The organism is Microbacterium plantarum, assembly GCF_035231185.1.
Lineage (GTDB): Bacteria > Actinomycetota > Actinomycetes > Actinomycetales > Microbacteriaceae > Microbacterium > Microbacterium plantarum.
The window spans coordinates 297,557-323,239 of record NZ_CP141117.1; the positions used below are offsets into that span (position 1 = coordinate 297,557).

Sequence of the window (25,683 nt, forward strand, 5' to 3'; positions counted from 1 at the left end):
ACCCGCACCAGCACCAGCACCCGCGCCCCTGCGGCCCGCCCGCAGAGCCCCGAGAGGAACTCGCATGATCCGCACCCGCACCAGCCGCGTCCTCGCGGCATCCGCCGCCGTCGTCGCCACGGCCCTCGTCGTCACCGGCTGCTCCGGCGGCTCGGGAGACTCCGGCGACGGTGGCTCGAGCGACTCCATCGTCGTCAGCGCGTTCCCGTTCGGGGTCGAGCAGTTCCAGGAGGCGATCGTCGACCCCTTCACCGAGAAGACGGGCATCACGGTCGAGATCGAGACCGGCTCGAACGCCGACCGTCTGTCGCAGCTGCAGCTCGCGGGTGGCGACGCCGGCATCGACGTCATGCTGATCTCCGACACCTTCGCGGCATCCGGGCAGGAGCAGGACCTGTTCCAGGACTTCGACGAGTCCGACGTCCCCAACCTCGCGAAGATCGCCGACTTCGCCGTCGAGGAGGGCTACGACGGCCCGGCCTACAGCTACCAGCTCAACGGCACGCTGTACAACACCGACGAGCTGGATGCCGCGCAGGCCGCCGACTGGTCGCTCTACGCCGACTCCGCTTACAGCGGTCGTCTCGCCTTCCCCGACATCGCCGTGACGGCCGGGCAGCTCGCCGTCTCGGGCGTCGCCTCGACCTTCGGCGACGGCCCGTACGACATCGATACCGCATACACGACGATCGGCGGATGGGCGCCGAACATCCTGCAGTTCTACTCGTCGTCGACGGAGGTCACCAACCTTCTCACCCAGGGCGAGATCGTCGCGGCCGATGCCCTCAGCGGCTTCGCCACGACGCTCGTCGCCTCGGGTGAGCCCGTCGCGTGGACCGCTCCGGCCGAGGGCCGCTACATGGCCACCAACCGGGCCATGATCCCCAGCGGTGCGAAGAACCTCGAGGGTGCGTACGCGTTCATCGACTACCTGCTCTCCGTCGAGGCCCAGACCGCGTCGGCCGAGATCGTCGGCGACCTCCCCGTCGCCCTCGACGCGACGATCCCCGCCGAGATCACCGCTGTCGTCGGCGACATCGCCGCCGACCCGATCGCGGCGGGCTACGCCACGCTCGACCCGGCCGAGGTCGTCCCGAACCGCGCGCAGTGGGTCGAGCGGTTCGCGCGCGAGGTCGCCTCGCGCTGATCCAGACCGCCCGGCCGCCGAGCACCCCCCATCCTCGGTGGCCGGGCCTCTTCTCGCGGTTCCCCGACCGCATCGCTCCACGAGTACGAACGGCACCATGACTTCCGCAGCATCCCTCCCCGTCGATTACCTCCAGCGTCTGCCGAAGGCCGACCTGCACTGCCACCTCATCGGCACCGTGCGCGCGTCGACGTTCGCCGAGCTGGCCCGCCGGGAGTCGCTCGAGCTGCCCGCCGACCCCGAGCGCATCTTCGCCGACATCAACTCGCTGCCGCCCGACCCCGCGCTGTACCGCAACACGCGCATCCCGGTCCCGCAGCAGCGCGGCGCCGACGAGCCCGAGGTGTCGTACTCGCTCTTCCAGGTGTCGAACTGGGTGGTCGAGGTGCTCCGGGATGCCGACGACCTGACCCGCATCGTCTACGAGGCGTTCGAGGATGCGCACCGCCGCAGCGGCACCCGCCACCTCGAGCTGTTCTTCGACGCGCTGCCGCCGCACCTCGAGTCGCTCGGATATCTCGGCGCGGTCGAGGCGTACGCCGAGGGCATCCGCATGGCGGAGCGCGATTTCGGGATGACGGGTCTGATGATCCAGGGCATCGACCGCAGCCGCAGCGGCGAGGAGGCCCTCGCGGTCGTCCGCCGCGTCGTCGACAACCCGCACCCGTACGTCGCGGGCATCGGCCTCGACAACCTCGAGACGGCCGGTCCGCCCGAGCGCTTCGTCGACGCGTACCGCCTGGCGGGCGAGGCCGGCCTCGGCCGTACGGCGCACTCGTCCGAGCACGCGCCGACTGCGGTCAACACCATCACCTGCCTCGACCTGCTCGGCTGCGACCGCATCGACCACGGCTACTACGTGCTCGAGGACGACGCCGTCGTCGAGCGGATGCGCGAGGACCAGGTCGCGTTCACCGTCGCCTCGACCACGTCACGCCGCTCGTGGCGGCCCTGGCGTCGCGCGTCGATCGCCGCGATGCTCGAGGCCGGGCTCAACGTCATCCCGTGCTCGGACGACCCGGGCATGTTCCCCACGACGCTCGCCGCCGAGTACGGCATCGTCGCGGACCAGATCGGCGCCACGCACGAACAGGTCCGTCGCATGGCGATCTCGTCGTTCGAGGCATCCTGGCTGCCCGCCGAGCAGCGCGCGCGTCGCGTCGCCGAGGTCACCGCCGAGGTCGACGCGCTCGACGCCGAGTTCGCGCTCTCCGTCTGAGCCCCGGCCCCCGGCCGGGCGCCGGGTTGCGCCGGGTTGCGCCGAGAACGCACCGTCGCCGCGAGAACGCACGGTTGAGGGTGCGTTCTCGCGGCGAGCGTGCGTTCTCGGCGGGCGGGGCAGCGCCGGATGCCGGGGTGAGCCGGATGCTGCGGGTCAGCGACCGCCGCGGCGGCCGGCGCTGTTCTGGCGCACGACCGAACCGACCATGAGCTTGCCGCCGGCGGCACCGCCGTTCGACGAAGCGCGACGGCCGGTGCGGCGCGGGTTGCCCGCGGGAGCGGCGTCGCGCGTCTCGCGGGGCGCGCGGTCGGCGGACTGGCCGCCGCGCGAGGACTGCTGTCCGCCCCGGCTCTGCTGCTGGTCGCGCTGACCGCCCGAACGTGCGCCCTGGCCGTCGCGACCACCGGCAGCGCCCTGGCCCTGACCCTGGGTGCGTCCGCCGCGACCGCGGCCACCGCCGGAGCGACCGCCGCCGTTCGACGAACCGCCCTCGCGAGCGTCACGTGCGGCGCGCTTGCGCTGCGCGTTGGCGCCCTGGCTCGTGCCGCGGGGTGCGACCTCGACCGGCGCCGGAGTCACGTAGGGCGCGACCTTTCCGACGAGGGCGACGACCTCGGGCGACTCGGCCGTGACCGTGATCGGGGTGACCGCGATGGCGGCCTTGCGGAGCAGGTCCTTGACGTCGCGCTCCTGGCCCGGCATCACGAGGGTGACGACGGCGCCCTCGGCGCCCGCGCGGGCGGTGCGACCCGAACGGTGCAGGTACGCCTTGTGCTCCATGGGCGGGTCGACGTGCACGACCAGCTCGACGTCGTCGACGTGGACACCGCGCGCGGCGACATCCGTCGCGACGAGCACCTTCGCGGCGCCCGACGAGAACGCGGCGAGGTTGCGGTCGCGCTGCGGCTGAGAGAGGTTGCCGTGCAGGTCGACCGAGGGGATGCCCTGCGAAGTCAGCTGCTTGGCGAGCTTCTTCGCGGCGTGCTTGGTGCGGGTGAACAGGATGCGGCGGCCCATGCCCGAGGCGAGCGCCTTGACGACATCCTTCTTCTCCTCCGCGCCGGCGAGGTGGAACACGTGGTGCGTCATCGCGGCGACGGGGGAGTGGGCCTCGTCGACCGAGTGGAGGACCTCGTTCTGCAGGAAGCGCTTGACGAGCTTGTCCACGCCGTTGTCGAGGGTCGCGCTGAACAGCATGCGCTGTCCGTCGCGCGGCGTCTTGTCGAGGATGCGCGTGACGGCGGGGAGGAAGCCGAGGTCGGCCATGTGGTCGGCCTCGTCGATGACCGTGATCTCGACCGAGTCGAGCGTCAGGTGGCGCTGCTGCAGCAGGTCTTCGAGGCGGCCCGGGCAGGCGACGACGATGTCGACGCCGGCGTTGAGCGCCTGCACCTGACGGTTCTGGTTGACGCCGCCGAAGATGGTGGTCGTCTTCATGCCGTAGGCCGCCGCGAGCGGCTCGAGGGTCGCGTTGATCTGCGTCGCGAGCTCGCGGGTCGGGGCGAGGACGAGGCCCAGGATGCGGGCAGCGCGGCGGCTGCCGCCGGCGAGCTCGCCGCCGAGGCGCGCGGCCATCGGGATCGAGAAGGCGAGAGTCTTGCCCGAGCCGGTCTTGCCGCGGCCGAGCACGTCGCGTCCGGCGAGCGTGTCGGGCAGGGTGTCGACCTGGATCGGGAAGGCGGTGGTCTTGCCGTCCTTCGCGAGCGCTTCGACGAGGGGAGCGGGCACGCCGAGCGTGCGGAAAGTGGTGTCAGTCATGAGGGAGTGTGTCTCCGGGCGCACGTCGGCGCCCTGATCGGTGGCCCGGATGCGGGTGCGCATGCGGGGTCGCCGTACGAAAGAGTCCGCGGGATGCCGGTCGTGACCCGGTGGGCGGAAGGCGTTCTACGACGCGTGCGGCGCGAGCGCGCCACAAGAACCCCCAGCCTACCAGTGCCCGCCTGTATGACGGTCCGGTCCCTGGCCGGGGCCTGCGCGTCGCGATGCAAGGATTCGGCCCGACACCCCGGCCGGACGGCATCCGTCACGGGGTGTCGGACCGGATGTCTTGCATCCGCGCACGCGCACAGCGTACGGAACGCGCGCAGGTCAGATGAGCGAGAGCTCGCGCAGCTTGGCTGCCACGTCGTCGTTGCTCGGCTCGACGTGGTGGGTCGCGTCGGGGTAGACCACCACGGGGATCTGGGTGCGGCCCGAGATCTCGCGCGCGACGTCGGCCGCGGCGGGCTCCGCCTCGAGGTCGATGTAGGTGTAGTCGACGCCGAGCTCCTCGAGCTGAGCCTTCGTGCGGCGGCAGTCGCGGCACCAGTCGGCGCCGAACATCGTGATCGTGTCGGTGGAAGCGGTCATGCTTCCAGGGTACGTCCGCTCAGTACTCGGCGGCCCGGGCGCGCTCGGGGGCGGCCTCGAGCACCGGGGCGACGCGCTGCTTCTTGGGTGCGTAGACGACGAGCGCGTGGAACACGAAGCGCACGACGAACGCGGCGATGAGGGTCAGTCCCGCGGCGATGACGCTCGGGATGTGTGCGTTCTCGACGAGCACCCACAGCACCGGGATCCGGATGATCGCCTCGGCGTTGTTGAAGGTGAACGATTTCACGAACCGCTGCGTCATGCTGCCCGATTCCGAGCGCATATCGCTGAAGACGAGGTATTCCAGCAACAGGAAGTTGCCGATGATCGTGATCTCGCTCGCGATGATGGATGCCGGCAGATAGTCCATGCCGAGCCGGATGAGGCCCCACATGATCACCAGGTTCGCGATGGCGCCGACGCCGCCGACGAGCGCGAACGCCGACATCCGCCCGAAGCGGAGCATGAGCAGCTGCGTGAGAAACCGGATGCCCTGCGTGAAGGTCGCCTTCGACGATCCGGCGTAGCGGGGCGCGAAGGCGAACGGCACCTCGGCGACGCGCATGTGCCGGCGAGCGAGGATCTCGAGCAGGATCTTGAAGCCGCGCGGACGCAGAGCGTCGATGTCGATCGTGTCGCGGTCAACCAGGAAGAACCCGGTCATCGGGTCGCTGCACTCACCGAGCTTGCGGGGGAACATCGCCTTGGTCAGCAGTGTCGACGCGCGCGAGACGGTCGTTCGCGTGGCGTCGGCGAGGCCCTTCGAGTCGCCGCCGGCGATGTAGCGCGAGGCGACGACGACATCGACGTCGCCGCGGTCGGCTCGCGCCAGCAGCCGCGGGATGTCCTCAGGAGGATGCTGCAGGTCGCCGTCCATCACGAGACACCACGACGAGTTCGCGGCCCGGATGCCGTCGACCACGGCCCCGCCGAGTCCCGCCACCGGCTCGTCGCGGTGGATCAGTCGCACCGGGAAGTCGGCCGTCTTCGCCGCCCGCTCGATGATGGCGGGGGTGTCGTCGGTGGAGTCGTCGACGAAGACGACCTCGATCATCCGGTCGTCGACCGCGTCACCGATCCGCCGCAGCAGCTCCACGACGTTCGGGCCTTCGTTGAAGGTCGGGACGACGATCGTCAGATCCATGAATCGCTCGCAAGTGGAAACGGACGGGGGAGTTCACACAGTACTGAGGATTCATATGCGTACAACCCGTTGACTCTTTGGATATCGCCTGAGATTCACCCGATGGCCTTCTTGATGTCATCCACGGTCATCCCGTAGTTGACGCGGACCACCGGCAGCGCCAGCTTGTCGGTTCCAATCGACACGTAGCCGGGCTCGATGGTGCGCGCCATCTCGAAGCCCGCGTCGGCGACCGCCTGCTTGGCCGCGTCGTTGTGGTGGCCGAACGGGTACGCGATCACCTCTTTCGCGCCGCCGAGCACGCTCGCCGAGGTCTCGAGGTCGGCGACGATCTCGTCGTGCGTCCAGTTGACGATGCGCCCCTGCCCGTCGGCTCCCGCGGAGTGCATGTCGTGGGTGTGCGAGCGCTTGAGCACGTAGGGGGTGAGTTCGGGCCCGGCGCCGTTGGAGGTGATCACGAAGGATGTCGTCATCACGCGGTATCTCTCGACGAGCGGCACGGCGAGCTCGAGCCACGTCGGGTCGGCGTCGTCGTCGGTGATGATGACCGAGTGGTCGGGCAGGAAGAGCCGGCCGTCGACGAAGGCGCTCAGCTCCGGCCATGTCGGCAGGTAGAACTGCTGCTCGGAGATGTACTTCAGGTGAGCTTCCCAGTCGCCGATGTAGGCGTAGTTGCCGCGGAGCCAGCCCGATTCGCCTTCCGGCTTCGTCGTGAACTGGTGGTACATCAGGATCGGGACGCGCGTCTTCGCGCCGTCGTTATCGGCGGTGCTCATCCATGCGGCGTGCACGGTGCGCTGCTGGGCGTCGCAGGCGACGGCATCCGCGCCGTTCAGGCGGCCGGGAATCGACAGAGCCGCGGCATCCTCGGCGGTGTCGTACCAGCCGGCGAACACCATGCCCTCCCGCGAGGGGAGCGGCAGGGAGGCGTAGGGCTTCCCCTGCGTCTCAAGGACCGGGGCGATGTCGATCGCGTCGCCCGTGAACGACACGGCGCACGCGTTCGGATCGTCCGCATCGGCGATGAGCTGCTCCGCCGGCGACAGCGGTTCGGGCGTCGGGGTCGCAGCGTCGGTCGTGGGGGCGGGGGTGGGCTCGGATGCCGCCGGGTCGGGCGTCGTGCTGGCGCGCTGCATCGCATCGACGGCGAACCAGCCCCCGACCGCTGCGACGAGCAGAACCCCGGTGAGGGCTGCCCCGATGCCGATCGCCCGGCGCTTGCGCCGTCCTCCCGCGCTCGAACGTCGCGTTGCGCCCATCGTTACTCCCCCTGTGGTGCCCGGTGCGTCCGTCGAATCCTAGGGTGCTCGGCTATGCGGATACGCGCCGGTGTTCTGGGATGCGGCGGCGAGGGCAACCCCCTTTTCCTGCCTCGGTTCGCGGGCGGAGACTGCGGAATCATGAACGCGCCACCTGCAGGATCCGACGCCGGCCGGGTGCGCGTCGGCATCTCGGGTTGGCGGTACGCCGGGTGGCGCGGCGACTTCTATCCCACGGGACTCGCGCAGCGACGCGAGCTCGAATATGTCGGCGAGCGGATGTCGACGGCCGAGCTGAACGGGTCGTTCTATTCGCTGCAGCGCCCGTCGAGCTATCAGCGGTGGCGGAGCGAGGTGCCTGAGTCGTTCGTCTTCGCCGTCAAAGGCTCGCGCTACGTCACGCACATGCTGCGGCTGCGCGGAGTCGAGACGGCGCTGGCGAACTTCTTCGCCTCAGGGGTGCTCGCGCTCGGACGGCAGCTCGGACCTGTGCTCTGGCAGCTCCCCGAACGCGAGGAGTTCGACGCCGATGTGCTCGAGGAGTTCCTCGCCCTCTTGCCGCGGACGACGGGCGAGGCCCTCGCGCTCGCCGAGCGGCACGACGAACGCCTCGACGGACGGGCGTGGCTCGAGATCGAGGAGGACCGTCCGATCCGCCACGCCCTCGAGCCCCGGTCGGCCGGTTTCGGTTCGGATGCCGCGCTCGCGCTGCTGCGTTCGCACGACACCGCGCTCGTGGTCGCCGACACCGCCGGACGCTTCCCCCGGTTCGAGGAGGTCACGACCGCGGGGCACGTGTACGTCCGGCTGCACGGTGCGACCGACCTGTACGCCAGCGGGTACACCGACGCCGAGCTCGACGAGTGGGCGGACCGCATCCGCGGATGGGCCGACGGCTCGGCGGCATCCGATGGCCGTCCGCGTGACGTGTGGGTGTACTTCGACAACGACGCCCGGGGGAGGGCGCCGCACGACGCCGTCGCTCTCGCCCGACGGTGCGATGCGGCGTTTAGGCTCGGCGGGTGACCGATCGGGATGGTGCGTGAGCGCGCAGCCGGCACCGTGGGTCTGCCCGACCTGCGGCGATCCGCTGCGCTTCGAGATCCTCGACGACGAGGCGTTCCTCGTGGCGTGGTCGTGTCTGAACTGCGGACTCGTCCGCGTCACCGAGCCGGCCTGAGCCGGTCGGGCCTCCGTACCTCGGCCAAGGTGCAGAGGTATCTGCTCGACGCCGTCCGCCCCGGGCCGTAGGGTCGCTGACATGTGCGGTCGATTCGCGAACGACGCCAAGACGGATGAGCTCATCCGGGAGTACGTCGCCGAGGGTGGCGACCCCGAGGACTGGGCGAAGTCGTGGGCCGGTGCGTACTCGATCGCGCCGACCGAGGATGCTCCGATCGTCCGCGACCGGGGCGAAGGGCGGGTCCTGGAGCTCGTGCGCTGGGACTGGCAGAAGCCGGCGAATCGCCCGCGGGGCGGTCCGATCATCAACGCGCGGATGGAGAAGCTGGCTCAGGGATTCTGGGCGCCGGCATTCAGCGCGGCTCGATGCATTGTTCCGATGCGGGGCTACTTCGAGTGGACCGGCGAGAAGACCCCGAAGACCCCGCACTTCCTCCACGGCGACCGCTTGCTCTCGGCTGCCGGGCTCACCTGGTCGATGGAACTGCCGACCGGCGAGAAGACGCGTTGCTTCGTCGTCATCACCCGCGAGGCGCGGGATGCGAGCGGACAGGTGCACGACCGGATGCCGGCCTTTCTGACACCGGATACCTGGGATGCCTGGCTGAGCCCAGAGAAGCTCACCGGTGACCGCAAGGCGGAGACGCTCGCGATGCTGGAGCACACGTCCGGCCAGGTCGCCTCGACGATCCGCGAGCACGTCGTCGACCGCAAGGTCAGCAACTCCCGCACGGTCGATCCCGCCGACCCGACGCTGCTGGACCCGGTGGCCTAGCCGGTGGCGGTTGTCGTGCCGTGTGGCGTGCGGGGGCGTCGTGACGCGGGCGCTGGCGCGCCGTCCGGCGACGTCACTCGTCGGCTGTCGGCTCCTGCCGGTAGTCGTACGCGGGGTCCGACCGCTGCCACAGGATGTATCCGGCGAGTGCGGTCGCGAGCCCGACGAAGTGCAGTGCCGGGTAAACCAGTGCCGGGGCATCCGGAAGCAGGCCCGCGAAGACGATCGACGCAATGAACGCGGCGGCACTGAATGCGGCCAGCGCCACCGCCCACCGGCGCAGGCGCTGTGTGCGGGGGCTCTGCGGCTGGAGCGACGCCATCATGCCAAGACGATAGCGGCCGTCGGTGCTCGCCGGCCCGGCCGGCGCGACGCGCGGCACCAGGGCAGAGCAAAACCCCCGCCATGTAGAAGCTAGGCGAGGGTTTCTGGGACCGTTGTAATGACGGTCCGTGTGGCTCCGACGGGCGTCGATCCCGTGACCTCACGATTTTCAGTCGTGCGCTCTACCAACTGAGCTACAGAGCCGCATGGCGTCAGAGATGCCATGTCCTAGACGAAAGGCCCTCTGGAAACCAAAGGGCCCGTCGCTTTAGAGCGACCCTGACGGGACTTGAACCCGCGACCTCCGCCGTGACAGGGCGGCACGCTAACCAACTGCGCTACAGGGCCATGCTTATTAAGTTGTGGGAGTGACCCCAACGGGATTCGAACCCGTGCTACCGCCGTGAAAGGGCGGCGTCCTAGGCCGCTAAACGATGGGGCCGAGCGAACCCAGACCCGGGAGTCAAACGTTCACGCTTACCGAGGGACAAGCATATGCGATCCGACGCGGATGTGCGAATCGGGGGCGTGGCGTCCGCCGCCCGGGCGTGTCTCCGGGTCACAATGGCCGGGTTCGCACGCTCCGGACGTCGTCGTCGACGCTTCCGGTGTTGTGACGTGTGTTGCTACTGTGAACGAAGTTGCTCACGCGATATGGAGGATCACCCGCGTGCGATACGAGAGCCTCGACTCCCCCGAAGACTGTGGCTGCGCCCCGACGCCCGCAGAGAGCAAGAAGCTCTCCCAGCTGATCTCGCGCCGCGGCGCCCTCGGCCTCGGTGCCGTCGGCTTCGTCGCGGCGACAGCGTTCCTCGCTCCCGGCATCCCGTCGGCCTTCGGTATCGAGGGATACCCGTCGTGGGATGACGTGCAGCGCGCCAAGGGCAACGAGGCGGCGAAGGCCGCCGAGATCTCGCGCATCGAGAAGCTGATCTCCGATCTGGCCGCAGATGTCGCGTACAAGCAGGCCGAGGCCGCGCGCCTGGGCGAGGAGTACGCGCAGGCCCAGGCTGCGTTCGAAGACGCCAGCGCCCGCGCCACCTCGCTGCAGGAGCAGGCGGATGCGCAGTCCGCCGCCGCCCTTGAGGCCGCGCGCCGTGCCGGCAAGCTGGCCGCCCAGCTCTACCGCAACGGCGGCGACGACACGAGCTTGAAGCTCTTCTTCTCCGACTCCGCGGCCAGCGCCGACGATCTGCTCGCCCGCCTCGGCACCATGGACAAGCTGCTGCAGGCGAACCGAGGCGTGTACACGGATGCCGTCGCCGCCCGCGAGACCGCACAGAGCCTCAGTGACCAGGCCGGCGTCGCTCGCGACGAGCGCGACCGCCTCAAGGTCGAAGCCGAGCAGAAGATGATCGCCGCGCAGGAAGCTGCGACGGCGGCTCAGGCGGCCCTCGAAGAACAGACCGCGAACATGGCGACCCTCGAGGCGCAGCTCGCGGCGCTCAAGGACGAGACGGCGACGACGGTCGCCGGTTACCAGGCCGGAGTCGAAGAGCAGCGCCGTCGCGACGAGGAGCGTCGTCGCCGCGAGCGAGAAGAGGCAGCCCGTCGTGCCGCCGAGGAAGAGCGTCGTCGCCAGGAGGCCGCAGCAGCGGCAGCCGCCGCAGGCAACAGCGGTGGCGGCGGTGGCGGTGGCGGCGGCAACAGTGGCGGCGGCGGCGGTGGCGGCGGTGGTGGCGGCGCCGGACAGGTCCAGCCCTCCGGCTGGGTGCGCCCCGGTCCCGGCTACATCAGCTCCTGGTATGGCAATCGCGGCACCATCTGCTCTGGCGGTGTGTGCACCAGCGGGCACCGCGGCATCGACTTCGCCGGCGGATGCAGCGCCCCGATCTATGCCGCGGCATCCGGCACCGTCGTCTTCGCGGCGTACACGAACAGCTGGGGCAACTACATCAAGGTCGACCACGGCGGCGGCATCATCTCGGGCTACGCGCACATCCAGAACGGCGGCTTCAACGTCGGATACGGGCAGCGCGTCTCGGCCGGACAGGTCATCGCCTATGCCGGTAATACCGGCATCTCGCAGGGCTGCCACCTGCACTTCGAGATCTACCGCAACGGCGAGCGCATCGACCCCGCGCCGTTCCTGCGCGATCGGGGCATCTCGGTCTGAGCCTCAGCGCTCGCGAGCCCGGAACGACGAAGGAGGGGCGGATGCCGCAGCATCCGCCCCTCCTCGCGTTCGTCTGAGCGTCAGAGCGAGTTGGGCGCTTCGCCCTCACCCTGCGTCTTCGTCTGGCCCTCGTGCTCCTCGAAGCGCTCGAACGCCTCGGAGACGAGACGCTCGGCCTCAGCGGCGCCGGCCCACTCGTCGACCTTGACCCACTTGTTGGGCTCGAGGTCCTTGTAGTGCTCGAAGAAGTGGCCGATCTCGTTCTTGGTCCAGTCGTCGATGTCGTCGACATCCTGGATGTGGGCCCAACGCGGGTCCTTCGCGAGCACGGCCACGACCTTGTCGTCGCCGCCGGCCTCGTCGCTCATCTTCAGCACGGCGACGGGGCGGACCTTCGCCAGCACGCCGGGGTAGATGTCGCGGTCGAGCAGCACGAGCACGTCGAGCGGGTCGCCGTCCTCGCCGAGAGTGTTCTCGAAGAAGCCGTAGTTGCTGGGGTATCCCATCGGCGTGAACAGCACGCGGTCGAGGAAGACCCGGCCGGTGCCGTGGTCGACCTCGTACTTCACGCGGCTGCCGCGGGGGATTTCGATGACGGCGTCGTACGCGCCCATACGTGTGCTCCTTCGATAAGACGGTGGGATGCCGCCGTCCAGCCTACTTGCGCCGCCCGCCGCGCCCTATACAAGGCTCAGCCCGGGTTTCGCGCCCGCGACGGGGCCGCGCTGCTCCGCTCCAGCCTGGCGACGGCACGAGCACGGCTACCGTAGGGGCGTGCCGTCGCTCAGCCCCGCCATCGCCGAGGTCCGTCGCGCCGTGCGCGCATCGCTGTCGGCGCTGCCTGCCGGCAGCACCGTGATCGTCGCGCTCTCGGGCGGGCCCGACTCGCTGGCCCTCGCCGCCGCGACGGCCTTCGAGGCTCCGAAGCTCGGCCTGCGCGCGGCTTCGGTGACGGTCGACCACGGGCTGCAGCCCGGTTCCGACGAGGTCGCGCTCACTGCCGCGCGGGCCGCGGCAGGCCTCGGCCTCGACCCGCTGGTGGTGCGCGTCGAGGTCGGCACCGCGGGCGGCCCCGAGGCTGCGGCCCGCGAGGCGCGCTACGGGGTGCTGCGGGATGCCGCGCGCGACGCGAACGCCGCCGCGGTCCTGCTGGGCCACACTCTCGACGACCAGGCCGAGACGGTCCTGCTCGGGCTCGCTCGAGGTTCCGGCGCCACGAGCCTCGCGGGCATGGCGCCCGACCGCACCGACGACGATTCCGGGGTGCGCTGGCTCCGTCCACTGCTGGCGGTGCGGCGCGAAACCACCGTCGCGGCCTGCGCGGCGGCTGGGCTCGAGCCCTGGCTCGACCCGCACAACCGTGACGATCGCTTCAGCCGGGTGAGGGTCCGCGACCGCGTCCTTCCGCTTCTCGAGGCCGAGCTCGGCCCCGGCGTGGCCGAGGCGCTCGCGCGCACCGCCGAGCAACTGCGCGAGGACGCGCAGGCCTTCGACGACATGATCGCCGAGACGATCGAAGACATCGTCGAGCCGGCCGAGGCGGGCATCGCGATCTCGGTCGCCGCGCTCGCCGCCAACCCGCCGGCGCTGCGCCACCGCATCATCCGCCACGTCGTGCAGAGCGAGTTCCACGAGAGCCTCACGCGCAGCCAGACCCTCGAGGTCGCCCGGCTCATCACCGATTACTCCGGCCAGGGGCCGATCGACCTTCCCGGATGCCGCGCCCGCCGCGTCGGCCGACTCGTCGAGTTCTCGGCGGGCGGGAGCGGCGCCTAAACTCGTCGCATGCGTGCTGCCGAGATCGCCGACCAGCTCACCGATGTCCTCGTCACGGAGGAGGAGATCCAGGCCAAGCTCGCCGAGCTCGCCGCCCGGGTCGAGGCCGACTACGAGGGCAAGGAGCTCATCCTCGTCGGCGTGCTCAAGGGTGCCGTGATGGTCATGGCCGACTTCGCCCGCGCGCTCAAGCGCGACATCACGATGGACTGGATGGCGGTGTCGTCCTACGGCGCGAGCACGAAGTCGAGCGGTGTCGTCCAGATCCGGAAGGACCTCGACGCCGATCTGCACGGCAAGCACGTCCTGATCGTCGAGGACATCATCGACTCGGGCCTGACCCTCAGCTGGCTGCTCGAGAACTTCCAGTCGCGCGGTGCCGAGTCGCTCGAAGTGCTCGCGCTGCTGCGCAAGCCCGAGGCCGCGAAGGTCGAGATCGACTGCCGGTACGTCGGCTTCGACATCCCGAACGACTTCGTCGTGGGCTACGGCCTCGACTATGCGGAGAAGTACCGCAACCTGCGGGATGTCGCGATCCTCGCGCCCCACGTCTACAGCTGAGCGGGCTTCGCGTGGCGGCTCCCGGTACGCCCAAAACGAACGCACAGAGCCCGCATAGTCGGCGCGGGGTAGCCTGATCGCACCATGGACGTCAAGAAAGTCACGCGCAACCCGCTGATGTACGTGTTGCTCATCGGCGCGCTGCTGCTGATCGGCTTCATGCTGATCTCCAGCCTCACCGGCGCGAAGCAGATCACGACCCAGCAGGGCTTCGAGCTGCTCCGAGGCGACACCGTCACGAAGGTGCAGACCACGGACGGCGATCAGCGCGTCGATCTGACGCTCTCCGACGACTTCGAGGGCTCGAAGCAGGTGCAGTTCTACTACACCTCCGCGCGTGCCGACGAGGTCGTGTCGGCCGTCGATGCGGCGAACCCGGCCGACGGGTACAACGACGTCGTGCCGCGGGCCACGTGGTTCGACGGCTTCCTCTCGCTCATGCTGCCGCTGGTGCTGCTGGGCCTGCTCTTCTGGTTCCTCATGTCGAGCGCGCAGGGCGGCGGCAGCCGCGTCATGCAGTTCGGCAAGTCGAAGGCCAAGCTCGTCACGAAGGAGACCCCGACGGTCACCTTCGGCGACGTGGCCGGCTCCGACGAGGCCATCGAGGAGATGCAGGAGATCAAGGACTTCCTGAAGGATCCGACGAAGTTCCAGGCCGTCGGCGCCCGCATCCCGAAGGGCGTTCTGCTGTACGGCCCTCCCGGCACCGGTAAGACGCTCCTTGCGCGCGCCGTCGCGGGCGAGGCCGGTGTGCCGTTCTACTCGATCTCGGGCTCGGACTTCGTCGAGATGTTCGTCGGTGTCGGCGCGAGCCGGGTGCGCGACCTCTTCAAGGAGGCGAAGGAGAACTCGCCCGCCATCATCTTCATCGACGAGATCGACGCCGTCGGCCGCCACCGCGGCGCCGGCATGGGCGGCGGTCACGACGAGCGCGAGCAGACGCTGAACCAGATGCTCGTCGAGATGGACGGGTTCGACCCGAAGGTCTCGGTGCTCGTCATCGCCGCGACGAACCGTCCCGACATCCTCGACCCGGCGCTGCTGCGTCCGGGCCGCTTCGACCGCCAGATCGGTGTCGACGCGCCCGACCTCAAGGGCCGCCAGAAGATCCTCGAGGTGCACGGACGCGGCAAGCCGCTCTCGCCCTCGGTCGACCTGGCCGTCATCGCTCGCAAGACCCCTGGCTTCACCGGCGCCGACCTCGCGAACGTGCTGAACGAGGCCGCGCTGCTGACCGCGCGCTCGAACGCGCAGCTGATCGACATGCGCGCACTCGACGAGGCGATCGACCGCGTCATCGCCGGTCCCCAGCGCCGCACGCGCGTCATGAAGGACAAGGAGAAGCTCATCACGGCGTACCACGAGGGCGGCCACGCCCTCGCCGCCGCGGCGATGAACCACTCCGACCCGGTCACGAAGGTCACGATCCTCCCGCGCGGCAAGGCGCTCGGCTACACGATGGTGCTGCCGCTCGAGGACAAGTACTCCGTCACCCGCAACGAGCTCCAGGACCAGCTCACCTACGCGATGGGCGGACGCGTCGCCGAAGAGGTCGTGTTCCACGACCCGACGACCGGTGCCTCCAACGACATCGAGAAGGCCACCGGTATCGCCCGCAAAATGGTCACCGAGTACGGGATGACGACCGAGGTCGGCCCCGTGAAGCTCGGGTCGTCGTCGGGCGAGGTGTTCATGGGTCGCGACATGGGGCACGGCCGTGACTTCTCCGAGCGCATCGCCGAGCGCGTCGACGCCGAGGTGCGGCTGCTGATCGAGCAGGCGCACAACGAGGCGTACGAGGTCATCAACGCCAACCGCGACATCCTCGACAAGCTGGCGCTCGCGCTGCTCGAGGAGGAAACCCTCGACCACCTGCAGCTCGCCGAGATCTTCAAGGACATCAAGAAGCTCCCGCCGCGCCCGCAGTGGCTCTCGAGCCAGGACCGTCCGGTTTCGAGCCTGCCCCCGATCGACGTCCCCAAGCGTCGTGAAGAGGCCGGGCTGGCGGCATCCACCGTCGCCGAGACGGATGCCGAGACCGCCGCCGAGCGCGCTCCGCACCGTCGCCCCTCGGGGCAGGCGCGACCCGCGACCGCGTAGGCTCGGGGCGTGGCCGTCGATCGCGAACGCGTCGCCGCCCTCGTGCGCGACCTGCTCGAGGCGATCGGGGAGGACCCCGACCGTCCCGGGCTGAAGCAGACCCCGCAGCGGGTGGCCGACGCGTACGCGGAGTTCTTCTCGGGAGTCGGCGCTGACGCCGCCGAACCTCTGGCGCACACGATCTCGGTCGCGCGGGGCCCGGCGCCTGATACGCTGCCGTCGGGCGCGGTCATGGTGCGCGGGATCCGGTTCCGCTCGTTCTGCGAACATCACCTGCTGCCCTTCGCGGGCCACGCTCACATCGCTTACCTGCCGGGTGAGCAGGTGGTCGGGCTCGGCGCGCTGCCGCGCGTGGTCGACACCCTCGCCGCGCGGCCGCAGGTGCAGGAGCGCCTCGGCGAGCAGATCGCCGACACCATCGCCGGCGCACTCGACGCGCGCGGCGTGCTCGTCGTGCTCGATGCCGCACACGAGTGCGTCACGATGCGCGGCGGACGACAAGCGGATGCCTCGACCGTGACGGTCGCCGCCCGCGGCGTCTACACCGGGCCGGCCGAGCGGGCCGAGCTCATCGCCCTGATCTCGGGCGGTGCGGCATGACGGCGATCATGGGCATCCTCAACGTCACGCCCGACTCGTTCAGCGACGGTGGGCGCTACCTCGACCTCGACGCCGCCGTCGGTCACGCCGAGGCCTTGCGTCGCAGCGGCGCGCACATCGTCGACGTCGGCGGCGAGTCGACCCGCCCGGGCGCCGAGCGCGTCGACCCCGATGTCGAGCGCGAGCGGGTCGTCCCGGTGGTCGAGGCGCTCGCGGCGCGCGGCATCGTCGTGAGCGTCGACACCATGAACGCCGGCACCGCCGCGGCCGCCGTCGCCGCGGGGGCCCGCATGGTGAACGACGTCTCGGGCGGGCTCGCTGATCCCGATATGTTCGCGGCGGTCGCGGCATCCGATGCGGAGGTCGTCATCGGGCACTGGCGCGGACACTCGACTGACATGTACGCCACGGCCCGCTACGAGGACGTCGTCGCAGAAGTGGTAGCCGAGCTCCAGGATCGCGTGAGCGCGGCGACGGCGGCCGGCATCGCTCCTTCGCGTATCGTCCTCGACCCGGGCATCGGCTTCGGCAAGCGCGGCGACCAGAACTGGACCGTGCTGCACCACCTCGAACGCATCGTCGGGCTTGGCAAGCGCGTGCTCGTCGGCACGAGCCGCAAGGGCTTCCTGCGCGAGGCCATCGGAGACGCCCGCGACGCAGAAGCCCCCGGCGCAGACATCCCCGACGCCGGCCGGCTCGACCTCGCCCGGCGCGATCTCGCGACCGCCGTCACGAGCGTGCTGGCGGCCGATGCAGGAGCGTGGGGAGTGCGCGTGCACGATGTCGCGACGACCCGCGACGCGCTGGCCGTGCGTGCGCGATGGCGGGAGGCCTCATGAGCGACCGCATCACGGTGCGCGGCATCCGGGCCGTCGGGTATCACGGCGTCTACGAGCACGAACGACGCGAGGGCCAGGAGTTCATCGCCGACGTCGAGCTCGACCTGTCGCTGGCCGACGCCGCCGCGAGCGACGACGTCGCCGACACCGTCCACTACGGAGAGCTGGCCGAGCAGGTCGCCGCGATCTTGGCGGGCGAGCCCGCGGACCTCATCGAGACGGTCGCCGACCGTATCGCCCGCGCGGCCCTCGCTTTCGATCGCGTGGATGCCGTTGCCGTGACCGTGCACAAGCCGCAGGCGCCCATCGCGGTGCCCTTCGGCGATGTCAGCGTGACCCTCACCCGACGACGGGAGAACCGATGAGCCGCCGCCTCGCCCAAGAATCGCCCGAGCCCCGCCCGGCCGACAGCGCGCCCGCACGTCGAGCCGTCGTCGCGATCGGCGCGAACCTCGGTGACCGGGCCGACACGGTCGCGCGAGCGATCGCTGATCTCGACGGGCTGCCGCTCACCCGGGTCGCGCGGTCGGCCGACCCGATCGAGACGGTCGCGCTGACCCTCGACGGACCGGATGCCGCGGCCCCGGCCTATCTCAACACGGTCGCCCTCGTCGACACGCGGCTGGCGCCCAGCGTGCTGCTCGGTTACCTGCACGCGATCGAGGAGCGTCATGGCCGGGCCCCGCGCTCGGCCGACCAGGCCCGGTGGCAGGATCGCACGCTCGATCTCGACCTCATCGCGCACGGCGACGTCGTCTGCGAGACCCCGACGCTTGTCCTGCCGCATCCGCGTGCGCACGAGCGCGACTTCGTGCTCCGGCCGTGGCTCGCGGTCGACCCCGACGCCGTGCTCCCCGGACGCGGGCGCGTCGACGCGCTGCTGGCCGCGCTGCCCGGGAGCACGCCGTGAGACGAACGTCTCCCGCGACCCTCATCGTGTCGGCGGTGCTCGGCATCGCCGCGGGGTTCGTCATCGATCAGGTGCTCACGGGGGCGGGGCGCGCGACCTTCACCCCGTCGGTCATGCTCCCGGTGCTTTTCGTGCTGCTGGCGGTCTCGGTCATCGCCCTCGCGCTGCCGATCCGTCGGGCGACCCGGGGTCAGGCTCCGCGGGTCGACCCGTTCCGCGCCGTGCGCGTCGCGATGCTGGCGAAGGCGTCGAGCATCGTCGGAGCGCTCGTGGGCGGTATCGGCGTCGGCCTCCTGCTCTTCCTTCTCACACGGCCGGTCCCGCCGTCAGTAGGCTCGACGGGAGCGGTCGTCGCCGCGATCGTCGGAGCCGTCGTGCTCGTGGCGGCCGGTGTGATCGCAGAACAGCTCTGCACCATTCGGAAGGACGACGATGACGACCAGCCCGGACCACCCGAGCCCGACGCCACTCCCTCCCACCACTGACGCTGCGGAGTCCGGCGCGATCGACGCCACCCTCGACGCCGGCACGTACGACCGCATCCGCGAGCCCCGCGGAGCCGGGCGTCTCGCCCTCGAGCAGGGCGTCTGGCACCAGATCTCGCGCAAATACCTCACCGTGCAGCTGATCAGCAACGGGTTCATCCTGGCGATCATCGTCGCCGCGCTGCTCGTGGCGCTTCTGGTCTTCGATCTGCCCTGGCTGCTGATCCCCGGCATCATCCTCATCGTGCTGACCCTGGCGGGCATGGCGATCCTGCCGCGCCAGGTGCGCTCGATCGGATACCAGCTGCGCGAAGACGACCTGGTCTTCCGCCGCGGGATCCTGTGGCAGCGCATGGTCGCCGTGCCGTACGGCCGCATGCAGCTCGTCGACATCACGCACGGGCCGATGGACCGCGGGTTCGGCATCGCGCAGCTGAAGTTCGTCACGGCCGCGGCAGCGACGGGCGTCGTGATCCCGGGCCTCACGCAGCAGGCTGCCGAGGCGCTGCGCGACCACCTGATGTCGGTGGCTGAATCGCGGCGGACCGGGCTGTGACCGACCCCGTACCGACCCCGCCCCCGGCCGACGCGACCGTCTCCGCTCCGCCGGCCGAGCTCGTCCGCTCACCCCTGAGCGACGGTGAGTGGCACCGGCTGCATCCGCTGACGCCGCTGCTGCGCGGCGGGCTGGCGCTGCTCGTGGTGCTCGGCATCGTGGTCGCGAACATGCGCGACCGGCTCATCAGCATCTTCGTGCCGGCGTTCGCTCCCGACGCCCCCATTGACGAGTGGGAGGAGTACGAGGCCGCCGGCGACCCGATCGGGTGGGTGCTGGCGAACAACCTCCTCCTGATCGCCCTGCTCGTCACCGTCGGCGTGCTCGCGCTCATCATCGGCGCGTTCTACCTGTCGTGGCGCTTCCACACCTTCCGCATCACCGACGACGACGTCGAGGTGCGCAGCGGCATCCTCTCGCGCACGCATCGTCGCGCACCGCTCGACCGGGTGCAGGGCGTCAACCTCACCCGCCCCGCGGTCGCGCGGCTTCTGGGCGCGGCGAAGCTCGAGATCGTGGGTGCGGGTGCCGACGCGAACGTCAAGCTCGAGTACCTCTCCACCGGTAATGCCGAGACGATCCGCGCCGACATCCTGAGGCTGGCCTCGGGGCAGCGTCTGGCCGAACAGCGGGCTGCCGCGGCAGCGGCCGGCGGCGCGCGCATCGCCGTCGCCGACACCGTCGCCCGCGGCATCACCGGTCTCATCGAAGGCGACGACGCGGATGCTGCCGAGCCCGAGTCCGTCGTGCGCATCCCGCCCGGGCGACTCATCGGGTCGCAGCTCGCCAGCTGGGGCACCGTCGTGATTTTGGCGGGCGCTACCGCGCTCGCGATCGCCCTGTCGCAGGGCGTTTTCTGGGTGCTTTTCGCCTATTTCCCCGCGCTGCTCGGTTTCGGCGCGTACTGGGTGCGCACGATCGTGAAGTCGTTGCGCTACTCGATTGCGCCGACGCGCGACGGCGTGCGCGTGACGTTCGGCCTGCTCACGACCGTGTCGGAGATCCTGCCTCCCGGACGCATCCATGCCGTAGAGATCACGCAGTCCATCCTCTGGCGCGGATTCGGGTGGTGGACGGTTCGGATCAACCGCATGACCGGCCGGAGCGCTTCCGACACGACGACCGATCAGTTCACCACGGTCCTTCCCGTCGGCACGCTCGCCGACGTCGAGCGGGTGCTCGGCCTCATCCTGCCATCGGTCAGCGAGGAGGAGCGCGCGGCGATCGTCCGGAACGGTGTGCTCGGCGGCTCGTCCGCCGGGGGATACGTCACGACACCGCGGCGGGCACGCATCGTGCGCCCGCTGTCGTGGCGGCGGAACGGCCTCGCGATCGAGGGTGACCTGCTGATGCTGCGGCGCGGGCTGATCTGGCGCATGCTCGCGGTGCTGCCGCTCGCCCGGCTGCAGTCCGTCGCGCTGCACCAGGGGCCGGTGTCGCGCGCGCTGCGCGTCGCGACGCTGCGCGTTCATACCGTCTCGGGCCCGGTGCTCACCGCGGTCGCGGGCATCGACCGCGACGACGTGATCGCAGCGTTCGAGCGGGTGGCCCACGTAGCCGTCTCGGCCGCGGCATCCGACCGCTCGCACCGCTGGGCCGAGGTGGCGGATGTCGCTGAGTCGGTGCCTCCCGTGCCGGCGGCGCCCGTTCCCGTGCCGAGCCCGAACGCGGGCCCGAGCCCGGTGCCGCCCCCGCCGAGCGTGACCGAGCTCCCGCCGGGCGCCGTGCCGCCCCCGCCGTATGTGCCTCCCGCGGGGGAGACCTCGCCGGAGAGCGAACGATGACCGCGAGCTCGCGCCTGGGCGTCGGCATCATCGGCGCAGGCCGGGTCGGACCCGTCATCGGCGCGGCGCTCGCGGGCGCCGGCCACGCGCTGACCGGCGTCACCGCGGGATCCGATCGGGAACGGGTCGACGCGGTCATCCCGGGGGTGCCGGTGCTCGACGCCGACGAGGTCGTGCGTCGCAGCGAACTGGTCGTGATCGCGGTGCCGCACGACGAGCTCGGCCCCCTGGTCAGCGGTCTCGCCGAGCTCGGCGCCTGGCAGGTCGGGCAGCTCGTGCTGCACACCGACCCCGGGCACGGGCTCGATGTGCTGGCGCCGGCCGCCGCACGAGGAGCCATCCCGCTCGCCGTGCACCCGGCGATCGCGTTCACCGGGTCGACCCTCGACCTCCGCCAGCTCACGGGCGCCTACGCCGCGGTGACCGCGCCGGCCGCCGTCCTGCCGATCGGGCAGGCGCTCGCCGTCGAGCTGGGCTGCGAGCCCGTCGTCGTCGCCGACGCCGACCGTCCGGCCTACGGCGAGGCGATCGCGACCGCGACGCAGTTCGCCGCCTCGATCGTGCAGCAGTCGGCCGCGTTGCTCGAGGACGCCGGAGTGCCGGCCCCGGGTCGCTTCCTCTCGACCCTTGTGCACTCGACCGTCGAGCGGGCGCTGACCGAGGCGGGCCGCGGCGCGACCCCCGACGACGAACTGCTGTGAGCGACGTCGAGCTGGCCCGCATCCCGGCCGGAGAGCTGCCCGTCGCGGGCGCGGGCCAGGGCCCGCGGGTCGAGTCCTTCGAGATCGGGGTGTATCCCGTCACCGAGGAGCAACTCGGCGAGGTGCTCGGGGTGACCGCCGCGCACCCGCGGCGTCCGGCGGTGCAGCTGTCGTGGCTGAGAGCCGTGCGGTTCTGCAACGCGCTGTCGGAATGGGAGGGGCTCGACCCCGCCTACGCGGTCGACGGCGACGAGGTGCGTTGGTACGACGACTCCGACGGGTATCGGCTGCCGACCGAGCGCGAGTGGGAGTACGCCTGCCGTGCGGGCTCGCGTGCCGCGCACTACGGCCCGCTCGCCGAGATCGCCTGGACCGCCGCTGACAACCTCTCGTCGCCGCAGAACGTGGGCGGGCGGCATCCGAACCTCTTCGGCCTCTTCGACATGCTCGGCAACGTCTCGGAGTGGTGCTGGGACCTCTTCGCCCCCGACGCCGGGTCGCGCGACCGGGTGTTCCGGGGCGGCGGGTTCGCCGATGCCGCGACGTCCGTGCGGGCGGGAACGCGCCGCGGGGCGCGCCCCGACAGCGCTCACGACGACATCGGCCTGCGCGTCGCCCGCGGCGCCGTCGCTTAGCGGCCCGGCTCGGGGTCGTCGGGTGGCCGGTAGGTGCACACTCGTCGGATCGGCGGTGCTGGAGTAGTGCCGCGACGCCGCCGAGGCGACACCAGCACCAGCGGTCCGACGGCTGTATCGTCAAGCGCCCGCGGCACGCTCGGTAGACTGGCACGTCGAATCCCGAGGAGTTCTTCTGCCATGAGCGACGCGCCCGTGCCCCCCGTCGACGACGCCGACGACGTCATCGAACAGAAGGCCGTGCGCCTCGCCAAGCGCGAGCGGCTGCTGAGCGAGCGAGAGGATGCCGCGGGCGGCGCCTATCCCGTCGCCGTGGCCGTCTCCGACACCATCCCGGCGCTGCGCGAGCGCTACGCCGACCTCGAGGCCGGTGCCGAGACCGGCGTGACCGCCTCGGTCGCGGGGCGCGTCGTGTTCAGCCGCAACACCGGCAAGCTCTGCTTCGCGTCGCTGCAGTCGGGCGATGGCAGCCGCATCCAGGCCATGGTCTCGCTCGCCGAGGTCGGCGACGAGTCGCTGCAGGCGTGGAAGGAGCTCGTCGATCTGGGCGACCACGTCTCGGTCACGGGCCAGGTCATCTCCAGCCGCCGCGGTGAGCTGTCGATCATGGTGTCCGCCTGGCAGATCGCGTCGAAGGCGCTGCTGCCGCTGCCGAACCTCCACTCCGAGCTGAGCGAGGAGAGCCGCGTGCGCTCGCGCTTCCTCGACCTCATCGTGCGCGATACCGCACGCGAGACGGTCGTGGCCCGCGCCAAGGTCAACGCTTCGCTCCGCCGCACGTTCGACGAGCACGGCTTCCTCGAGGTCGAGACCCCGATGCTGCAGGTGCAGCACGGTGGTGCCGCCGCGCGCCCGTTCATCACGCACTCGAACGCCTTCGACACCGAGCTGTTCCTGCGCATCGCGCCCGAGCTGTTCCTCAAGCGCGCCGTCGTGGGCGGGATCGACCGCGTGTTCGAGATCAACCGGAACTTCCGCAACGAGGGTGCCGACTCGACCCACAGCCCCGAGTTCGCGATGCTCGAGGCCTACCAGGCGTACAGCGACTACAACGGCATCGCCGACCTGACGCAGGAGCTCATCCAGAACGCGGCGATCGCCGTCGCGGGATCGACGACCGTCTCGTGGGCCGACGGCTCCGAGTTCGATCTCGGCGGCGAGTGGGACCGCATCTCGATGTACGACTCGCTCTCGGCCGCCGCGGGACGCGGCATCACGCCCGCCACCTCGCTCGAGGAGCTCCAGGCCCTCGCCGCGGAGGTGGGTGTCGTCGTACCCGAGAAGGTCGCGACGCACGGCAAGCTCGTCGAAGAGCTCTGGGAGCACTTCGTCAAGGGCGGGCTCGAGCGCCCCACCTTCGTCATGGACTTCCCGGTCGACACGTCGCCGCTCGTCCGCGAGCACCGCTCGATCGCGGGCGTCGTGGAGAAGTGGGACCTCTACGTCCGCGGCTTCGAGCTGGCGACCGGCTACTCCGAGCTCGTCGACCCCGTCATCCAGCGCGAGCGTTTCGTCGAGCAGGCCAAGCTCGGCGCGCGCGGCGACGATGAGGCGATGCGCGTCGACGAGGAGTTCCTGCGCGCCCTCGAGCACGGCATGCCGCCCACCGGTGGCATGGGCATGGGCATCGACCGCCTGCTGATGGCGATCACGGGCCTCGGTATCCGCGAGACGATCCTCTTCCCGCTCGTCAAGTAACCGGCGGTTCCTGCGAGGGCCAGGGAGCCGTCCGGGTTTCCACATCCTGCCCCGGCCGGGCTCTGCACCACTCGGCCCGGCGCCAGCCTGGTCTGCATGACCACGACTGTTCGCGCCGCGGATGCCGCGCACTTCCTCTCTCTCGTTCCTCACCTGCTCGGCTTCGCTCCGAGCCGCAGCCTCGTCGTTGTGCCCTTCGCGGGGTCGCGGAGCCTCGGGGCGATGCGCGTCGACCTGCCGACCGGCGCCCTCGGTGACCTCGACAGCGCCGCCGCGACCATCGTGGGAATGGTGTGTCGCATTCCGGATGCCGATGCCCTGACGGCGATCGCGTACGCTTCGGAGTCCGCGGCTGACGGGCTGCCGGCGGTTCCCGTCCTGGCGGCGGTGAGCCGGGCGGCCGACGTCTGCGGCGTGCGGGTCGTCGACCTGCTGACCGTCGCGACGGACGGCTGGGGATCTCACCTCGACGCGTCGTGCCCGGCGGGCGGGAGGCCGCTCAGCGAGATCGAACGGGCCGCCGCGCGCGACGGCGATCCGGGCCCGGGGCCGGCGATCGATCGCGATCACACGTCGGGCGCCGAGCTGCCGCGGCGCAGCGCCGCAGAGCGCCGCGTGGTGGGCGGCGCGCTCCGCTCGCTCGAGACGGCCCTCGCGGTGCTGTGCGGCATCCCTCGGGTGGGCGGCGGCCGGCGGGGAACGCGAGACGCGGGGGCAGAGGGTGGGAGCGGCGTCGACCCCGCCGCGCTCGAGGCGGCGTGCGAGCTCGACGACCCGCCGCGACTGTTCGAACGGGTCCTCGACGGCGATCCCGCCGAGCTCGATCCCCTCGTCGTCGCGCTGCTTGCCTGGTGCCTCTCGCGACCCTCCCTGCGTGACGTCGCCCTCGTGCAATGGGCGACGGATGCCGGCCGCGGCGACGACGCCCTCGATGCGCAGCGTCGGTGGGAGGAGGGCGAGGAGTATCCCGAGCGCCTCGGCCGGATCATGTGGGGCAACGGCGACCGGCCCGATCCCGAGCGCCTGCTCGCCGCGCTCGCGGTGGTGCGCGAGGTCGCCGCGCTGGCACCGCGTCGATTGCGGCCCGGCCCACTCGCGCTGTGCGCCTGGCTGGCCTGGGCGCTGGGGCGATCCACGCACGCCGCGGCGTACGCCGAGCGCGCCCTCGAGATCGACCCCGATCACGGGCTGGCCGAGATCCTGCTGTCGTTCGCGCAGATCGGCCACCTGCCCGACTGGGCCTTTCATCAGCGGGGACCCGTACGATAGACGGCATGGACGAATACGTGAGCGCGGTCATCTGGTCGCTGCTGCCGACCCTGGTGGTCTCGGTGCTCTTCGTCTTCGTCCTCCGCGGCATCCTGCGCATGGATCGCACCGAGCGCCGGGCGTACGCGAAGATCGAGGCGGAGGAGCGTGCGGCCCGGGGGCTCGCCGCTCCCACGCCCGATAGCTCGACCCCCTGAACCCGTGGGATGAGCGGTCGCGCCCGATACGCTGATTCCGAGGAGATCGGA

The 25,683-nt window shown here is 70.8% G+C and carries 27 protein-coding genes and 3 tRNA genes; 21 read left to right on the forward strand and 9 right to left on the reverse strand.

Going from position 1 to position 25,683, the window contains the following annotated elements; genetic code table 11:
- Window positions 1-64: 64 nt before the first annotated feature.
- Both VC184_RS01400 and VC184_RS01405 read left to right on the forward strand, forming a co-directional pair.
- The gene (locus VC184_RS01400) at window positions 65-1,147 is read left to right on the forward strand and encodes an extracellular solute-binding protein (protein WP_282501904.1); all 1,083 of its coding nucleotides are present in this window, start codon (window positions 65-67) and stop codon (window positions 1,145-1,147) included.
- Between the two features lie 97 nt (window positions 1,148-1,244).
- Window positions 1,245-2,366, forward strand: a complete 1,122-nt coding sequence (locus VC184_RS01405; protein WP_323987072.1) for an adenosine deaminase family protein — start codon at window positions 1,245-1,247, stop codon at window positions 2,364-2,366.
- Between the two features lie 156 nt (window positions 2,367-2,522).
- Here VC184_RS01405 and VC184_RS01410 read toward each other — a convergent pair whose 3' ends face one another.
- From VC184_RS01410 to VC184_RS01425, 4 genes are all read right to left on the reverse strand, one after another.
- The gene (locus VC184_RS01410) at window positions 2,523-4,127 is read right to left on the reverse strand and encodes a DEAD/DEAH box helicase (protein ID WP_323987073.1); all 1,605 of its coding nucleotides are present in this window, start codon (window positions 4,125-4,127) and stop codon (window positions 2,523-2,525) included.
- A gap of 330 nt (window positions 4,128-4,457) precedes the next feature.
- Entirely contained in the window at window positions 4,458-4,718 is a 261-nt protein-coding gene (locus VC184_RS01415) for a glutaredoxin family protein (protein ID WP_282501907.1), read from the reverse strand.
- A gap of 19 nt (window positions 4,719-4,737) precedes the next feature.
- Window positions 4,738-5,865 (reverse strand): glycosyltransferase, encoded by a 1,128-nt coding sequence (locus VC184_RS01420; RefSeq protein ID WP_112615951.1) that lies wholly within the window; start codon window positions 5,863-5,865, stop codon window positions 4,738-4,740.
- Window positions 5,866-5,960: 95 nt separating this feature from the next.
- Window positions 5,961-7,124, reverse strand: a complete 1,164-nt coding sequence (locus tag VC184_RS01425) for a polysaccharide deacetylase family protein (protein WP_323987074.1) — start codon at window positions 7,122-7,124, stop codon at window positions 5,961-5,963.
- A gap of 141 nt (window positions 7,125-7,265) precedes the next feature.
- Here VC184_RS01425 and VC184_RS01430 point away from each other — a divergent pair, with 141 nt between their 5' ends.
- The 3 genes from VC184_RS01430 (at window position 7,266) to VC184_RS01440 (ending at window position 9,081) form a co-directional block, all read left to right on the forward strand.
- Window positions 7,266-8,150: a DUF72 domain-containing protein gene (locus tag VC184_RS01430; protein ID WP_323987076.1), complete on the forward strand. Its 885-nt coding sequence runs from the start codon at window positions 7,266-7,268 to the stop codon at window positions 8,148-8,150.
- A 16-nt stretch (window positions 8,151-8,166) separates the two neighbouring features.
- Window positions 8,167-8,304 (forward strand): hypothetical protein, encoded by a 138-nt coding sequence (locus VC184_RS01435; protein ID WP_199484999.1) that lies wholly within the window; start codon window positions 8,167-8,169, stop codon window positions 8,302-8,304.
- A gap of 81 nt (window positions 8,305-8,385) precedes the next feature.
- Window positions 8,386-9,081, forward strand: coding sequence for an SOS response-associated peptidase (locus tag VC184_RS01440; RefSeq protein ID WP_323987079.1), 696 nt, complete (start codon window positions 8,386-8,388; stop codon window positions 9,079-9,081).
- Window positions 9,082-9,154: 73 nt separating this feature from the next.
- Here VC184_RS01440 and VC184_RS01445 read toward each other — a convergent pair whose 3' ends face one another.
- From VC184_RS01445 to VC184_RS01460, 4 genes are all read right to left on the reverse strand, one after another.
- Window positions 9,155-9,406 (reverse strand): hypothetical protein, encoded by a 252-nt coding sequence (locus tag VC184_RS01445; RefSeq protein ID WP_282501911.1) that lies wholly within the window; start codon window positions 9,404-9,406, stop codon window positions 9,155-9,157.
- Window positions 9,407-9,536: 130 nt separating this feature from the next.
- A tRNA-Phe gene (locus tag VC184_RS01450) sits at window positions 9,537-9,609 on the reverse strand.
- Window positions 9,610-9,679: 70 nt separating this feature from the next.
- Window positions 9,680-9,753: transfer RNA gene (locus VC184_RS01455), tRNA-Asp, on the reverse strand.
- Window positions 9,754-9,774: 21 nt separating this feature from the next.
- Window positions 9,775-9,847, reverse strand: a tRNA-Glu gene (locus VC184_RS01460).
- A 228-nt stretch (window positions 9,848-10,075) separates the two neighbouring features.
- On the opposite strand from VC184_RS01460, the gene VC184_RS01465 reads away from it, so the two are divergent.
- Complete coding sequence (locus VC184_RS01465; protein ID WP_269266976.1) at window positions 10,076-11,521, forward strand: M23 family metallopeptidase; 1,446 nt, start codon at window positions 10,076-10,078, stop codon at window positions 11,519-11,521.
- Window positions 11,522-11,601: 80 nt separating this feature from the next.
- Here VC184_RS01465 and VC184_RS01470 read toward each other — a convergent pair whose 3' ends face one another.
- A complete protein-coding gene (locus VC184_RS01470) occupies window positions 11,602-12,135 on the reverse strand; it encodes an inorganic diphosphatase (RefSeq protein ID WP_323987081.1) in 534 nt (177 codons plus the stop codon).
- 160 nt (window positions 12,136-12,295) lie between these two features.
- Here VC184_RS01470 and tilS point away from each other — a divergent pair, with 160 nt between their 5' ends.
- The 15 genes from tilS (at window position 12,296) to VC184_RS01545 (ending at window position 25,632) form a co-directional block, all read left to right on the forward strand.
- On the forward strand, window positions 12,296-13,297 hold the full coding sequence (tilS, locus tag VC184_RS01475) for a tRNA lysidine(34) synthetase TilS (RefSeq protein WP_323987083.1): 1,002 nt from the start codon (window positions 12,296-12,298) through the stop codon (window positions 13,295-13,297).
- A 9-nt stretch (window positions 13,298-13,306) separates the two neighbouring features.
- A complete protein-coding gene (gene hpt / locus VC184_RS01480) occupies window positions 13,307-13,858 on the forward strand; it encodes a hypoxanthine phosphoribosyltransferase (protein ID WP_023952935.1) in 552 nt (183 codons plus the stop codon).
- An 84-nt stretch (window positions 13,859-13,942) separates the two neighbouring features.
- Window positions 13,943-15,958, forward strand: coding sequence for an ATP-dependent zinc metalloprotease FtsH (gene ftsH, locus VC184_RS01485; RefSeq protein ID WP_323987084.1), 2,016 nt, complete (start codon window positions 13,943-13,945; stop codon window positions 15,956-15,958).
- A gap of 9 nt (window positions 15,959-15,967) precedes the next feature.
- On the forward strand, window positions 15,968-16,558 hold the full coding sequence (folE, locus tag VC184_RS01490; protein ID WP_323987086.1) for a GTP cyclohydrolase I: 591 nt from the start codon (window positions 15,968-15,970) through the stop codon (window positions 16,556-16,558).
- On the forward strand, window positions 16,555-17,397 hold the full coding sequence (gene folP, locus VC184_RS01495) for a dihydropteroate synthase (RefSeq protein WP_323987087.1): 843 nt from the start codon (window positions 16,555-16,557) through the stop codon (window positions 17,395-17,397). The genes folE and folP overlap by 4 nt, the downstream gene beginning before the upstream one ends.
- Window positions 17,394-17,762, forward strand: coding sequence for a dihydroneopterin aldolase (gene folB, locus VC184_RS01500; protein WP_114589233.1), 369 nt, complete (start codon window positions 17,394-17,396; stop codon window positions 17,760-17,762). Before folP ends, folB begins: the two co-directional genes overlap by 4 nt.
- Window positions 17,759-18,307 carry a 2-amino-4-hydroxy-6-hydroxymethyldihydropteridine diphosphokinase gene (folK, locus tag VC184_RS01505; protein WP_282501916.1) on the forward strand — a complete coding sequence of 183 codons (549 nt, stop codon included), beginning with the start codon at window positions 17,759-17,761 and terminating at the stop codon, window positions 18,305-18,307. Before folB ends, folK begins: the two co-directional genes overlap by 4 nt.
- Entirely contained in the window at window positions 18,304-18,792 is a 489-nt protein-coding gene (locus tag VC184_RS01510; RefSeq protein WP_112615975.1) for a DUF3180 domain-containing protein, read from the forward strand. The genes folK and VC184_RS01510 overlap by 4 nt, the downstream gene beginning before the upstream one ends.
- A complete protein-coding gene (locus VC184_RS01515) occupies window positions 18,740-19,348 on the forward strand; it encodes a PH domain-containing protein (protein ID WP_274178197.1) in 609 nt (202 codons plus the stop codon). The genes VC184_RS01510 and VC184_RS01515 overlap by 53 nt, the downstream gene beginning before the upstream one ends.
- Window positions 19,345-21,132 (forward strand): PH domain-containing protein, encoded by a 1,788-nt coding sequence (locus VC184_RS01520; protein WP_323987090.1) that lies wholly within the window; start codon window positions 19,345-19,347, stop codon window positions 21,130-21,132. Before VC184_RS01515 ends, VC184_RS01520 begins: the two co-directional genes overlap by 4 nt.
- Window positions 21,129-21,833 carry a DUF2520 domain-containing protein gene (locus tag VC184_RS01525; protein WP_282501918.1) on the forward strand — a complete coding sequence of 235 codons (705 nt, stop codon included), beginning with the start codon at window positions 21,129-21,131 and terminating at the stop codon, window positions 21,831-21,833. The genes VC184_RS01520 and VC184_RS01525 overlap by 4 nt, the downstream gene beginning before the upstream one ends.
- Window positions 21,830-22,468, forward strand: a complete 639-nt coding sequence (locus tag VC184_RS01530; RefSeq protein WP_282501919.1) for a formylglycine-generating enzyme family protein — start codon at window positions 21,830-21,832, stop codon at window positions 22,466-22,468. Before VC184_RS01525 ends, VC184_RS01530 begins: the two co-directional genes overlap by 4 nt.
- Before the next feature lie 180 nt (window positions 22,469-22,648).
- Window positions 22,649-24,166, forward strand: coding sequence for a lysine--tRNA ligase (gene lysS, locus VC184_RS01535; RefSeq protein WP_323987092.1), 1,518 nt, complete (start codon window positions 22,649-22,651; stop codon window positions 24,164-24,166).
- 96 nt (window positions 24,167-24,262) lie between these two features.
- Window positions 24,263-25,435 (forward strand): DUF4192 family protein, encoded by a 1,173-nt coding sequence (locus VC184_RS01540; RefSeq protein ID WP_323987093.1) that lies wholly within the window; start codon window positions 24,263-24,265, stop codon window positions 25,433-25,435.
- 5 nt (window positions 25,436-25,440) lie between these two features.
- Complete coding sequence (locus VC184_RS01545) at window positions 25,441-25,632, forward strand: hypothetical protein (RefSeq protein ID WP_269266992.1); 192 nt, start codon at window positions 25,441-25,443, stop codon at window positions 25,630-25,632.
- Window positions 25,633-25,683: the final 51 nt, after the last annotated feature.

Excerpts from the sequence above, each read along its gene's own strand:
- folP (WP_323987087.1), top strand. The coding sequence starts at position 16,555 with ATGACGGCGATCATGGGCATCCTCAACGTCACGCCCGACTCGTTCAGC.
- VC184_RS01430 (WP_323987076.1), top strand. The coding sequence starts at position 7,266 with ATGAACGCGCCACCTGCAGGATCCGACGCCGGCCGGGTGCGCGTCGGC.
- VC184_RS01470 (WP_323987081.1), bottom strand. The coding sequence starts at position 12,135 with ATGGGCGCGTACGACGCCGTCATCGAAATCCCCCGCGGCAGCCGCGTG.
- VC184_RS01525 (WP_282501918.1), top strand. The coding sequence starts at position 21,129 with ATGACCGCGAGCTCGCGCCTGGGCGTCGGCATCATCGGCGCAGGCCGG.
- VC184_RS01400 (WP_282501904.1), top strand. The coding sequence starts at position 65 with ATGATCCGCACCCGCACCAGCCGCGTCCTCGCGGCATCCGCCGCCGTC.
- VC184_RS01415 (WP_282501907.1), bottom strand. The coding sequence starts at position 4,718 with ATGACCGCTTCCACCGACACGATCACGATGTTCGGCGCCGACTGGTGC.
- VC184_RS01545 (WP_269266992.1), top strand. The coding sequence starts at position 25,441 with ATGGACGAATACGTGAGCGCGGTCATCTGGTCGCTGCTGCCGACCCTG.
- folK (WP_282501916.1), top strand. The coding sequence starts at position 17,759 with ATGAGCCGCCGCCTCGCCCAAGAATCGCCCGAGCCCCGCCCGGCCGAC.
- hpt (WP_023952935.1), top strand. The coding sequence starts at position 13,307 with ATGCGTGCTGCCGAGATCGCCGACCAGCTCACCGATGTCCTCGTCACG.
- VC184_RS01420 (WP_112615951.1), bottom strand. The coding sequence starts at position 5,865 with ATGGATCTGACGATCGTCGTCCCGACCTTCAACGAAGGCCCGAACGTC.
- VC184_RS01445 (WP_282501911.1), bottom strand. The coding sequence starts at position 9,406 with ATGATGGCGTCGCTCCAGCCGCAGAGCCCCCGCACACAGCGCCTGCGC.
- VC184_RS01425 (WP_323987074.1), bottom strand. The coding sequence starts at position 7,124 with ATGGGCGCAACGCGACGTTCGAGCGCGGGAGGACGGCGCAAGCGCCGG.
- VC184_RS01410 (WP_323987073.1), bottom strand. The coding sequence starts at position 4,127 with ATGACTGACACCACTTTCCGCACGCTCGGCGTGCCCGCTCCCCTCGTC.
- VC184_RS01540 (WP_323987093.1), top strand. The coding sequence starts at position 24,263 with ATGACCACGACTGTTCGCGCCGCGGATGCCGCGCACTTCCTCTCTCTC.
- VC184_RS01515 (WP_274178197.1), top strand. The coding sequence starts at position 18,740 with ATGACGACCAGCCCGGACCACCCGAGCCCGACGCCACTCCCTCCCACC.
- lysS (WP_323987092.1), top strand. The coding sequence starts at position 22,649 with ATGAGCGACGCGCCCGTGCCCCCCGTCGACGACGCCGACGACGTCATC.
- ftsH (WP_323987084.1), top strand. The coding sequence starts at position 13,943 with ATGGACGTCAAGAAAGTCACGCGCAACCCGCTGATGTACGTGTTGCTC.
- VC184_RS01405 (WP_323987072.1), top strand. The coding sequence starts at position 1,245 with ATGACTTCCGCAGCATCCCTCCCCGTCGATTACCTCCAGCGTCTGCCG.
- folB (WP_114589233.1), top strand. The coding sequence starts at position 17,394 with ATGAGCGACCGCATCACGGTGCGCGGCATCCGGGCCGTCGGGTATCAC.
- VC184_RS01440 (WP_323987079.1), top strand. The coding sequence starts at position 8,386 with ATGTGCGGTCGATTCGCGAACGACGCCAAGACGGATGAGCTCATCCGG.